The sequence below is a fragment of the Nonomuraea purpurea genome (assembly GCF_042650645.1).
Lineage (GTDB): Bacteria > Actinomycetota > Actinomycetes > Streptosporangiales > Streptosporangiaceae > Nonomuraea > Nonomuraea purpurea.
On sequence record NZ_JBHSBI010000042.1, the window covers coordinates 74,601 to 86,222 of the forward strand.

Below are 11,622 nucleotides of genomic sequence, written 5' to 3' on the forward strand. Positions count from 1 at the left end.
TCAGGTCGTCGGCGCGGTCTTGTAGTCGACCCACAGGTTGGGCACCGGCACCCGGTATCCCTTCCATTTCGGGCCGACAACGACGGTCAGCAAGCGTTGCGCCGCGACCGCGTAGTAGCCGCGGTCCCAGATCAGCGTCTGGATCTGCTTCAGGATCTCCGTCCGTCGCCTCTCGTCCACCGTCTTTCCCAGTTCGGCAATGAGCGAGTCCAGCTTGGGGTCGGCGATCTTGGCGTAGTTGTTCGTGCCGTCGGACGCCAGAAGTTCCGACATGGCCTGATCCGGGCTTCCGCCGAACGACAGCAGCGACGAGGAGAGGGAGACCTCCCAATCCTTGCCTTTCCTTGCCGCGCCGTGGTCGTCGACCTGGACGACCTTGACCTCGATGCCGACCTCTTCGAGCTGGCTCTGCATCGCCTCGGCGATGGTGATGCCGTCCGACAACGCTGGAGTGCAGAGAACGCGAATGGCCAGGCGCTGACCGTCCTTCTCGCGGATGCCGTCATCACCGACGGCCCATCCAGCGGCATCCAGCCCGCTCGCTGCCTGTTTCAGGTCGGTCACCTGAGTCTCCAGCGTGTACGGATAGGTGGGCGGGAACACCGCCTTGGCGTAGCCGGCGTGACCCTGGAGCACGTCATCGGCGATCGCACGATAATCCGTTGCCGTGTAGATCGCCCTTCGCACAGCCTCGTCCTGCATCAGAGGGGACGCCATTCGTGAGATCAGTCCGAACACGAGACCGCTCGGCTCGCCCTGGAGGAAATACGCGTCCGAGCGACCCTGCAGCGTGCGCGCGGTGCTCACCGGCATGTACAGGGCCAGATCGACCTCGCCTGCCTGAACCGCCTGGGCCCGCGACGTCGCCTCGCTGACGAACCGGACGTCGAGCGCGTCGAGCGCGGGTTCGCCCTGCCAGTAATCATCGACGGGAGTCAGTTTCGCGCCCTGGACGTCGAGGCTCGTCACCTTGTACGGCCCCGTGTACAGACCGGTGTCCAGCAGCGCCTCGGCCTTCTTCCCGGAGGCCTTGTACTCCTTGTACGCCTCGACGTCCATGACGAGCACATTCGCCTCATCCGCGAGAAGGTTCGGCATCGTCGGCGTCGGCGCGGTCGTCTTCAGCGTCACCTCGAGTGGGCCGGTGACCTCCGCCGATGCGAAGTTCGCCGCCCCGGAGAAACCCGATTGGTTCTCGGCACTCCACGCCAGCGTCGCCGCAAGCGCTTTCGCGTCGAAGGGCTTCCCGTTGACGAAGGTCACACCCTTGTTCACCGTGAGACGCCACGTGCGGTCGTCCACCGCGTCGAGCTTGGACAGCACCCATGGTGTCGGAACACCGTCCGCCGACGCTCGCATCAGCAGTTCGACGTAACCGAATTCGACGCCCCAGTAGCCGCTCGTGACGGGGTCGAGGTCATCGATCGTGTAAGTCGTCGCGATGGTCAGCTTCGAGCCTGCGCCTGATTCGACGCCGGCCGGGCTCTGGGCTTCCCAGGAGCAGGCGGTCAGCAGAAGCGCTGACACCATCACGAATGAGGCCAACAGCCTCCCGCGTCGCATTCGCATCATTGCTTGCTCATCTCACAACTATAGATGGTGCGTTCGAAAAGATGCCGAAGCCGCCAGTTCGGCCGATTTCCGGTACGTGGAGCGGACGTCTCAGTAGTCGGCCGCCGGGCCCCGTCGGTTCCCGGCGATCTGATGTTCCCTCCTCGGCCCGCATGTCCATTTACGGGGCTGACCTGGGCATGTGGCACGATCTCTGACTGGGCACTCTCCGTGCTCGGACTCAGGCCGCGGCTCGTCCCGTGGCCATCTCCGCGTGGCCCTTGAGAACCGCCTCGCGTTCGAACTGCCTCGCGAGACGCCGCGTATCTGCGGATATGCGCGGTTTCGCAGAACGGAGAAACACCCGAGCTGACCACACCCGTCGGCCAGTCCCGGCTGCCCCTGGACCAGCAGATCGCCGCGGCCCGCGCGGCAGAGCCCCGAGGCAAGGTCAGCGCCGTACAACCGGGCGTGGAAGCCGCCCAGACCACCAGAGTCCTGCTCGACGTCCCGGGCCTGGCGGAGAGCACCGAACTGGCCGTCTTCGTCGACCCCTACACCGCCCAGGTACGTGGCACGCTGGAGAGCTACGGCAGCTCCGGCGCGCTGCCCGTACGGGCCTGGATCTCCAACCTGCACCGCCACCTCCACCTGGGAGAGCCCGGGCGGATCTACAGCGAACTGGCGTCGGTCGTCGTGGGCGTCGGCGTCTTCCTGCCGCTGATGGGCATCTCCCTGGCCGCGTTCCTCCTGATCGACGCTCTGCTGGGGCAACGCTCGCGAATTTCCCTTGCCCGCCGACATAGTTGACGGGCCAACTTTTACGGTTGCGTGTGAGCCGGTGCCAGGGAGATGTTCCAGAAGTCGGCGTAGCGGCCACCGCGGCGCAGCAGCTCGTCGTGGCTGCCTTCCGCGACGATCCGGCCGCCGTCCAGGAAGACGATGCGATCGGCGCGCTGGACGGTCCGCAGCCGATGCGCGACCATCACCACCGTCCGGCCCGCCATCAGGCGCTCGATGCCCTCGTGGACGGCCGCCTCGTTCACCGGGTCCAGCGCGGAGGTCACCTCGTCCAGCAGCACGATGGGCGCGTTCTTCAGCAGTGCCCGCGCGATCGAGACCCGCTGGCGCTCACCACCTGACAGCAGCGCGCCGCCCTCGCCGACGTTCGCCGCCCATCCGCCGGGCAGCCGCTCGATCACCTCGTCCAGCCGCGCGGCGCTCGCCGCCGCCCGCACCTCGGCGTCGTCGGCGTCGGGACGGCCGAGGCGCACGTTCTCCTCGATCGTGCCGTCGAAGAGATAAACGTCCTGGAAGACGATGGCGATCTGCGCCATCAACACCTCGGCGTCGATGGAACGCACGTCCACGCCGCCCACACGCACCGCGCCCGCGGCCACGTCGTAGAAGCGCGCGAGCAGTTGCAGCAGCGTGCTCTTGCCCGCGCCCGACGGCCCGACGACGGCCAGCCGCTGTCCCTCCGGCACGGACAACGACACCTCGTCGATCACCGTGCGATCGCCATGCCGGAAGGCGACGGACGCGAACTCCAGGTCATGGCCCACCGGCTGGATCGGTTCGGGGGCTTCCGGCAGCGGCTCGGTGCGCAACACCGTGTCGAGCCTGGCCAGCTCGGAACGCGCGCCGCGTACTCTGCCACCGATGTCCGACAGCGACAGCAGCGGATCGGCGCAGCGGGCGGCCAGCACCAAAATCGTCAGAACCTCCGCCGCGCCGATGCCCCCGCCGAGCGCCAGATAGGCGCCCAGGACCAGCAGCACCGTGAACATCGCCTGCACCGTGAGCGTCAGGCCCAAGGTGCCGGACAGAGCCGACAGCACGGTACGGCGGGACGCACGCTGGACCTCCCGCAACGAGTCGTCGAGCAGCCGGAAACGTTCGGCCGTACGGCCGCCGGCCCGCAGCACCGGCTGGGCCTGGAGATATTCGATGACTCGCCCCGTGGCCTCCTGACCCCGTTCGGCGCGCTCCGTGTCGGTGGCGGCCATCGAGCGTCCCGTCCAGATCTGGATCCCCGCCACGACCGGGACGGCGACCAACGCGGCCAGCCCCATCTGCGCATTGACGGCGAGCATCACGACGACGATCGTCAAGGGGGTCACGCAGGCGGAGACGAACGGCGCCAGCAGATGCGCGATCACGCTCATCGCCTGCAGGACACCCTCGCTGGCCAGGACCGACACCTGCCCGACGCGACGGGCGTCGTACCAGCCGATGGGCAGCCGGGCCAGATGGCCGCCGAGCCGGTGATACATGCCCCGCAACAGCGTGGTCCCGACACGGAAACCGGATAGATCGCTGCGAAAGCGCAACGCCGCGTAGACCGCGACCACGGCCCCGAACGCGATCAGCCACGGCCCGGCATCCGCGGGCGTGCTCCCGAACAGCGCCCGCAGCACCGGAACCAGCAGCGCGTAGGACAAACCCTCGACCACCGCGGTCGTCGTCATCAGGGCCACGGTGCGACGCACCGGCCGGGCGTACTCGTGTCCCAGCACGCGCAGCAGCATGCGAATCATCGGGGCTCGTCTCCTTGCGATACGCCGCCGTCGGCGATCGCCGATCGGTGGGATTGCCAGAACGCGGCGAACTTTCCGTCCTGTGCCAGCAGCTCAGCGGGACTGCCACGCTCGACGATCGACCCGTCCTGCAGCACCACGACGGTGTCGGCGTCGGCGATCGTCTCCAGGCGGTGGGCGATGACCAGGATCGTCCGATCGCCCTCCAGCGTCGCCAGAGCCTGACGCACGGCCTGTTCGGTCTGCGGGTCGGCGAAGGCGGTCGCCTCGTCGAGCACCAGAACGGGCGTGTCGGCGAGCAGCGCGCGGGCGATCGAGATCCGCTGCGCCTCGCCACCCGACAGTCCGGTGTCTTCACCGATCACCGTGTCGTATCCGCGCGGCAGCTCAAGAATTCGATCGTGAATGTTGGCCAGCCGGGCGGCACGGACCACGTCGTCGAAGCCGGCCTGCGGGACCGCCAGCGCGATGTTGTCCGCGACCGAAGCGCGCAGCAGGCGGACGTCCTGGAAGACGAAGGAGACCGTTCGGTAGAGTTCCCGGCTGCGGACCTCGCGCAGATCGACACCGCCGAGGAGGACCGAACCGTGGGTCGGGTCGAAGAACCGCGGCAACAGCTGGACCAGCGTGGACTTCCCGCTTCCCGACGGCCCGACGATCGCGGTGATCGTCCCCGGCTCGAGCACCAGGTCGACCCCGCGCAGCACCTCATGATCGGCGTCGTAACCGAATCGAACCTCCCGCAGTTCCACCCGGTGACCCCGTGGTACGACCGGGCGCGCGGGCTCCGCCAGCGCCTCCACCGCGAGCACGTCCCGGATCCGGCCGGCCGCGCGCCCGGCGGCCTGCATGTCGTCGAAGCCATGGCCCAGAGCCGCCACCGGAGCGGTCAGACCCAGCCCGAGAAGCAGGAAAGGCAGCAGGTCGGCCGGGGCCAAGCCACCGGACGTGATCAGCACCGTGCCGCCGATCAGCACCACCAGCAGCACGAACGGCGGCGACAACGCCACCTGCATCCCCGCGCCGATCCCGGACAGACCGCGCACCAACCGGGAGAAGATGCCGACGAAATCGTCCACGGCCGTCAGGAACCTGCGGTGGGCGCGTCCGGACCCGCCGAAGGCCTTGACCACCGAGATCCCCTGGACGAACTCGACGACGGAACTCGCGATCCGTCCCATGGCCGCGTCGAACTCCCTCTGCTCGCGCAGCCGGGTCGGGGTCATGAACAGGGGGACCAACGCCACTGCCAGCACCACCGGTATCAGGGTGATCAGCGTGAGCCGCCAGTCGACGGTGAACAGGTAGATCAGCGACACCAGCGGCACCACGAACGCGGAGATGAGCTCGCCGGGGGTGTGGGCGATGAACGGGTGCACGGCGCTCACGTCGTCCCCGACCACCTTGGCCAGCTCGCCGCTCCGGCGCCGGGAGAACCAGCCGATCGGCACGTTCCCCAGCTGCGCGGCCAGTCGCCGGCGAAACGACAGCTGCACCTGGCCGTCGACAAGATGGCCGATCCCGGACGACGCGGCCGTGAACAGCAGCCGGACGAACAAGCCGACCGCGCCCGCGGTCACGACGAACCAGACATGCCCCTGATCGATGGGGCCGGGCGCCAACAGAGCACGCCCCAGTTCGACGACCGCCAGCAGCGGTGCCAGGCCCGCGACAGCGCCGATCACCTGCAGGATGACGACGGCGGCGAAGCTCGGGGCATAAGGGCGCAGCAGCCCTGCCAGGCTCTGTCCCGCCACGGAGCCCGGTGCGGCTTGCTCCCTCGCCTCGGCGAGGCCGGTGGTGGTCATCACTCTTCCCTCTTCGTCAATCTCGCCGTGGTCAGGGGCCTGTCCTACGCTTCGGCATGGAAGTCGGCGTCGCTCTTCGCACGAAAGGCCATCACCTGCCAGCCGTCATCGTCGTCCAGCCACCGCGCAGGGGCGTCCTACAGGCGGAGTCATTTGCCGTTACCGCATCAGGACCAACGACCGACGGGACTACGACGCCGGGAGTAGTCCCATCGGCCGTTGGCAGGGATGATGAAGCCCGCCAATCCGGCCCAACCCGTGCGTGATCGCCACGCTGCGTTCCGATGGGGCGCCGGTGACCGGGTGACCCGGTACCTCTGGGAGGCCGGCCGCGCGCTGGTCAACATGGATGAGGCTCGCGTACGGCTGCGGCACCTGCGCCGGGACGGGCGGGTTTCGCTCACCGTGCTCGACAGCTCGGACTGGTACACCCATGTCACGCTCATCGGGCATGTCTCGGAGCTGTACGAGGACCAGGGCCTGGCCGACATCGACCGGATCGCCCGGCACTACCCCGGCAGCCCGTATCCGACTCGGAGGTCGAGGCCGGCGTACTGCGGCACGTCCTCGGCGTCGCAGCGGGGGAGGGGCTGTCCGTGCTGGTGCATCCCATGCAACTCCCGCGCCCGGAGTGGCGTGACCACTACCTCGCGAACCTGGTCGGCAACCCGGTCGAGACGGCTACCGCGGTCGCGGCGCTGTTGCTCGGCGGTGTCGTCGAGCAACTGCCGGGCCTGCGGATCTGCTTCGTCCACGGCGGCGGGTGCGCGCCCGGCCTGCTCGGCCGCTGGGACCATGGCTGGCGGGTCCGCACGGATGTGCGGCTTGATTCTGCCCACCCGCCAGGCGAGACCATACGCTCGTTGTGGTTCGACACCGTCACCCACGACCGCGCGCTGCTCGACCTGCTCATCGCGAAGGTCGGAAAGCGGGCCGTGGTGTGCGGCAGCGACCATCCCTTCGATATGGCACAGCGCGACCCCGTCGGTTTCGCTGAGGCGGGTGGCCTCGACGCGGCCACGCTCGCCGCCAACGCGCGCGTTCCTGGGGATGTCGGCATGAACAGCGAATCAGCACAGAAGGCCGCCCGATGGCGGTCCACATCGCTTTCCTCGAACCCACTGAAGTACAGGCCCCCGGTAAGCGGATCAACGTGCCGATTCCGAGGCCCCGCCCGCGGGGCGGTCAAGCGCGATGGTACTGGACGGGGGTGCCGACCTGACCCCCGAGTTCCTTTGCGGCCCGGCGGGCCCAGAAGGGGTTGCGCAGGAGTTCGCGGCCCAGGAGGACGGCGTCCGCCTGGCCTGAGGCGATGACGTGCTGGGCTTGGGCAGGCTCGGTGATCATGCCGACGGCCGCGGTGGGCACTCCGGCTTCGTTGCGGATCTGCTCGGCGAAGGGCACCTGGTAACCGGGGCCCGTCACGATCTTGGCGCCGGGGGCGTTGCCGCCAGTGGAGACGTCCACCAGGTCCACGCCGTGAGCGTGGAGTTCCTTGGCGAAACGGACGGTGTCGGCCGCGGTCCAGCCGTCGCGGTCATCCTCGGGGTTCTCGGTGAGCCAGTCGGTGGCGGAGACGCGGAAGAAGATCGGCAGCTCCTTGGGCCACACCGCGCGTACGGCGTCGACGACCTCCAAGGCGAAGCGGGTCCGGCCCTCGAACGAGCCGCCGTATTCGTCGGTGCGGTGGTTGCTGTACGGGGAGAGGAACTGGTGGATCAGGTAACCGTGGGCTCCATGAATCTCGGCGACCTCGAATCCGGCCTCGAGCGCGCGCCGGGCGGCGCTGGCGAACTCCTGGACGATCGCACGGATGCGGTCCGTGGTGAGTTCCTCGGGCGTCGTCGAGGAGGGAGCGAAGGAGATCGTGCTGGGGCCCAGCGGAGTCCAGCCGTACGGCTCGTCCGGGGCGATCTGACGCCCGCCGTCGACCCAGGTGCGCTCGGTGGACGCCTTGCGTCCGGCGTGGGCGAGCTGGATGGCGGGGACGGTGCCCTGCGACTTCAGAAACGCCGTGATGCGCTGGAACGCGGCTGCCTGAGTGTCGTTCCAGATACCGAGGTCATAAGGGGAGATCCGGCCCTCGGGGCTGACAGCGGTGGCCTCGGTGACGATCAGACCGGTCCCCCCGGTGGCGCGCGCGGCGAGGTGGGCGATGTGCCAGTCCGTCGGGACGCCCACCGTCTCACCCTCCGGCTCCGCGCTGTACTGGCACATCGCCGCCATCCATATCCGGTTGGGGATGGTCAGCGACCTGAGGGTGACCGGGGTGAACAGAGAAGCCATGTCGAATCTCCTGGTACGCGCCTGAGGGTCGGCCACCGGGCGAGAGGCGCGTCACCCGCACACGGCGTCATACATAATTGCACACGCTGACTAGTTATTCCTGACGATAACACGCGTATGCAACCATAGAGTGCGGGAAACCCGCCGCCGGGATCAAGCACGACAAAAGATCACCCTGTCCACGGACTCCGCTGACCCGCCTCAGCACTACCCAGGCCGAGCCGGTGTCCGAGGCCGATGCCGCGCCGGTAGAGGGCCATTCCCTCGGCGAGTCGGTCCTCCTCCCACGCCCGCAAGGCGCCGTCCAGGGACGGAACCTGCTGCAGGGCGGTGAAGAGGGTGATGGCGTCGGCGGCGGCCTTCTCCGCGCTGGCCGCGGTGTGCGGCCGGACCACGAAGGCCGCGTCCCCGGTGAGCAGCATCCGGCCGCTGCGCATCCGGGAGACCCGCCCGTCGAGGATCGCCTGTGCGAACGGCTCCCGGGTGTGCTCCACGAGCTTACGCATGGGCTCGGGAAGCAACGCCCCGGCCCGGTCCAGGAGTTCGGTGTGCACCTGCGGGGCGATCAATCCTGGGGGCAGGGACAGCCCGTGGGCCGTGCCGTTGCGGTCGGTGGTGATGCGATCCAAGCCGGCCGCGTCTGCCCGTATGTACCACACCCAGTTCATCCGGCGCCTTCCCGGCGTGGTCGCGCCGAAGTCGCCCGGGATGAAGTAGCACAGGAACTGGGTGCGGTCCCCGTCGTAGAAGCTGAACCGGTCACGGAAAACCTCGCTCAGCTCCTCGGGGAGTTCGGCCTCGTCGATGACGCCCCGATAGGCGACGTACCCGGCGTAGCGGGGGCACCCTCCGATGCGACGAGCCGGCGATGGCGGGAGGCGGAACCGTCCGCGATGATCGCGAGGTCCACGGAACGGACGGCGTCACCGAGATGGACGTCGACCCCGTCGGGCCGGGGGGCGAGCGCGGTCACCTGCTGCCGTCCTGGTAGCGCGCGGGATCGAGGCGCTCCCGCAGGGACGTGTAGATCGCGCCCCAGGAGATCATCTGCTGTCGCATGAGCGTGTAATGGCTGTGCCCGTCCTGGCCGACGAACTGCCGATGCGTGACGGGAACGCTGATCCGGTCGGGGTCGACGCCACAGAACATGCTGAGAAACCACGCGACGCTCGGCTGCAGCACGATCCCCGCGCCGCGGTCGTTCGCCGACCCCGCCTACCGCGGCAGTGACCTGGTGCACGTCGCCGCCGAATACCCCGACCCCGACCACCCTGTGCGCGTTGCCATCCGCGACCACAAACGTGAAATCCTCCGCTACCTGGCAGAGCTCGCAGCCGCAGCGGAGGAGACCGACCCTGGGAAGACCGCGGCCACTGTGCTCACGCTGGCCGACGGAGCCGCCTGCGTCCGCGTCAGCCTCGGCGACACCGGTGCCGCCGGCCTGGCGCGGGAGGCCGCGGCGCGCCTGCTGGCACATCACTGATCGGCACGCGATCACTCTGCGGACAGGGCTTCGACCCGCTCTTCGAACCGAGGCCCCGCAGGGCTCTTGAGGGGTCACCAGTACGAGAGAAAGGGGCAGTAGGCGCTGCTCCGCTGGCCAAAGTGTGGGGGTTCGAAGTCGGCGGGGAGCGTGCTCGGCGATAGCGGCGACGCGGGCGCGGTCGTCGCCGAGGCGGGCCCGGCAGGTGTGGGCAGACGTCGGAGGCGGCTGGGCGCCCCCTCGGTCCCACCGACGCCGAGCGCCGCCGGGAAACCCCGGACGAGAGCCGACTCCGCATCAACGAGTACCGGAGCGCCAGCTGATCAGTGGCCGGCTGACAGCACCCGCGAATTGGCAGGTCAGACACCGCATCCTATTTTTGAGCCCCACAGGACCTCGTACTCGCCCCAAAGGTCGATGGCATCGGCAACGTTGATGAGTCCCTGGCATTCCTGAGGAGTCAGCAACTCTCGCTCGACGTACATCGCAAAATCAGGCACAGGGTCCTCGCTCGCTCGATTCGCCGCCAGCCTGGCACGAGCACCTGCCGAAGGCATGTCCCCGATTCCCGCGACTGCGCGGCGTTTGACGCCCTTGGAGCCGGCGGTGTTCGGTGGCGCTTGTCGCTCGCTTCAACGAACATGTGTCGCTCGTGCCAACGAACGTGCAGGCGTGCCAACGAACGTGCAGGCGTGTCAGAGAGCGTGCAGAAAGGGAGTCAGATGTCCACCACCGCGCACGTCCGCCCGTTGTGAAGGCTCTGGTGCTCGCCGGGGGCTCCGGTACGCGGCTGCGGCCGATCACTCACACGCTGGCGAAACAGTTGGTGCCCGTCGCGAACAAACCGGTGTTGTTCTATGGTCTGGAGGCGATCGCGGCCGCAGGGATCGAGGAGGTCGGCGTGGTGGTCGGTGCCACCCACGCCTCGATCACGGAGGCGGTCGGAGACGGTTCCGCTTTCGGGCTCAGAATCACGTACCTGCCTCAGTCGTCCCCTCTGGGGCTGGCGCATGGCGTGCTGATCGCCCGTGAGTATCTGGGTGATGACGACTTCGTCATGTACCTCGGCGACAACTTCATCGTGGGAGGGATCACCGGCCTGGTGGACGGCTTCAGGCGTGATCGCCCGGACGCGCACATCATGCTCACGCGGGTCTCGGATCCCCGGCAGTTCGGCGTCGCGGAGCTCGACGCACGGGGGCGGGTCGTCGACCTGGTGGAGAAGCCGCAGGAGCCGAAGAGCGACCTTGCTCTGGTCGGGGTCTACCTCTTCTCGGCGGCGGTCCACGACGCGGTGGCGCGACTGACGCCGTCGCGCAGGGGCGAACTGGAGATCACCGATGCCATTCGGTCGATGCTCAGGTCGGGACTGAAGGTGAGATCGTCACTGGTGTCCGGGTACTGGAAGGACACCGGGAGCGTCGCCGACATGCTGGAGGTCAACCGGTTGGTGCTGGAATCGGTGGAGGCGCGGTTCGACGGCACGGTGGACGAGCACAGCGAGCTGATAGGTCCCGTCGTCGTCTCGCATGGGGCTGTGATCGAACGCTCGCGGATCGTCGGCCCGGCGGTCATCGGCCAGGACGCTCATGTGCTCGACAGCATCATCGGTCCGAATACCTCGATCGCGGACAAGTGCCGGGTCTTCGGTAGCGAGATCCAACACTCGATCATCCTGCCCCGCGCCTCGCTCGAAGGCGTTCGCTGTGTCGAGTCATCGCTGATCGGCCAAGACGTCGCGGTCACGGCCGCCCCGGGCGTGCGCGGAACGCATCGACTCGTGCTGGGGGATCACAGCAAGGTGCGGATCGACGTCTAGTGAGCCGGTCTTGAGAGTCGGTCGCAAGTAGCGGCAGATCGGTAACTGTCAAACTGTTTGAGACGTTTTAGGCGACTTGTTCTGTATCGGAGTTGGTTTCCTCCTTGGCGGGTTCGTTGATCCAGACGGCTTTGG

At 68.2% G+C, this 11,622-nt stretch carries 10 protein-coding genes and 1 pseudogene; 5 read left to right on the forward strand and 6 right to left on the reverse strand.

Annotated features, from left to right (window positions below; all coding sequences use genetic code 11):
- Complete coding sequence (locus ACFOY2_RS49350; protein ID WP_379535108.1) at nucleotides 1–1,545, reverse strand: ABC transporter substrate-binding protein; 1,545 nt, start codon at nucleotides 1,543–1,545, stop codon at nucleotides 1–3.
- A gap of 375 nt (nucleotides 1,546–1,920) precedes the next feature.
- Between ACFOY2_RS49350 and ACFOY2_RS49355 the strand changes: the two genes are divergently transcribed.
- Nucleotides 1,921–2,361 (forward strand): PepSY domain-containing protein, encoded by a 441-nt coding sequence (locus ACFOY2_RS49355; protein WP_379535119.1) that lies wholly within the window; start codon nucleotides 1,921–1,923, stop codon nucleotides 2,359–2,361.
- Between the two features lie 11 nt (nucleotides 2,362–2,372).
- Here the strand turns inward: ACFOY2_RS49355 and ACFOY2_RS49360 are convergent, their stop codons facing one another.
- A complete protein-coding gene (locus ACFOY2_RS49360; protein WP_379535109.1) occupies nucleotides 2,373–4,091 on the reverse strand; it encodes an ABC transporter ATP-binding protein in 1,719 nt (572 codons plus the stop codon).
- On the reverse strand, nucleotides 4,088–5,899 hold the full coding sequence (locus tag ACFOY2_RS49365; RefSeq protein WP_379535110.1) for an ABC transporter ATP-binding protein: 1,812 nt from the start codon (nucleotides 5,897–5,899) through the stop codon (nucleotides 4,088–4,090). The genes ACFOY2_RS49360 and ACFOY2_RS49365 overlap by 4 nt, the downstream gene beginning before the upstream one ends.
- A 554-nt stretch (nucleotides 5,900–6,453) precedes the next feature.
- Between ACFOY2_RS49365 and ACFOY2_RS49370 the strand changes: the two are divergent.
- Nucleotides 6,454–6,864, forward strand: a pseudogene (locus tag ACFOY2_RS49370) (amidohydrolase family protein); the annotation flags it as partial.
- 220 nt (nucleotides 6,865–7,084) lie between these two features.
- Here the strand turns inward: ACFOY2_RS49370 and ACFOY2_RS49375 are convergent.
- Together ACFOY2_RS49375 and ACFOY2_RS49380 are read right to left on the reverse strand one after the other, a co-directional pair.
- Nucleotides 7,085–8,185 (reverse strand): NADH:flavin oxidoreductase/NADH oxidase, encoded by a 1,101-nt coding sequence (locus tag ACFOY2_RS49375; RefSeq protein ID WP_379535111.1) that lies wholly within the window; start codon nucleotides 8,183–8,185, stop codon nucleotides 7,085–7,087.
- A gap of 170 nt (nucleotides 8,186–8,355) precedes the next feature.
- Nucleotides 8,356–9,039 (reverse strand): FAD binding domain-containing protein, encoded by a 684-nt coding sequence (locus ACFOY2_RS49380; protein ID WP_379535120.1) that lies wholly within the window; start codon nucleotides 9,037–9,039, stop codon nucleotides 8,356–8,358.
- Nucleotides 9,040–9,053: 14 nt separating this feature from the next.
- Between ACFOY2_RS49380 and ACFOY2_RS49385 the strand changes: the two genes are divergently transcribed.
- Nucleotides 9,054–9,176, forward strand: coding sequence for a hypothetical protein (locus tag ACFOY2_RS49385; RefSeq protein WP_379535112.1), 123 nt, complete (start codon nucleotides 9,054–9,056; stop codon nucleotides 9,174–9,176).
- Here ACFOY2_RS49385 and ACFOY2_RS49390 read toward each other — a convergent pair.
- Entirely contained in the window at nucleotides 9,155–9,334 is a 180-nt protein-coding gene (locus ACFOY2_RS49390; RefSeq protein WP_379535113.1) for a hypothetical protein, read from the reverse strand. The two genes, ACFOY2_RS49385 and ACFOY2_RS49390, sit on opposite strands and share 22 nt — an antisense overlap.
- Between ACFOY2_RS49390 and ACFOY2_RS49395 the strand changes: the two genes are divergently transcribed.
- Together ACFOY2_RS49395 and ACFOY2_RS49400 are read left to right on the forward strand one after the other, a co-directional pair.
- Entirely contained in the window at nucleotides 9,333–9,668 is a 336-nt protein-coding gene (locus tag ACFOY2_RS49395; protein ID WP_379535114.1) for a hypothetical protein, read from the forward strand. The genes ACFOY2_RS49390 and ACFOY2_RS49395 overlap by 2 nt on opposite strands.
- Before the next feature lie 751 nt (nucleotides 9,669–10,419).
- Nucleotides 10,420–11,487, forward strand: a complete 1,068-nt coding sequence (locus ACFOY2_RS49400; RefSeq protein WP_379535121.1) for a glucose-1-phosphate thymidylyltransferase — start codon at nucleotides 10,420–10,422, stop codon at nucleotides 11,485–11,487.
- The last annotated feature ends 135 nt before the right edge of the window (nucleotides 11,488–11,622 follow it).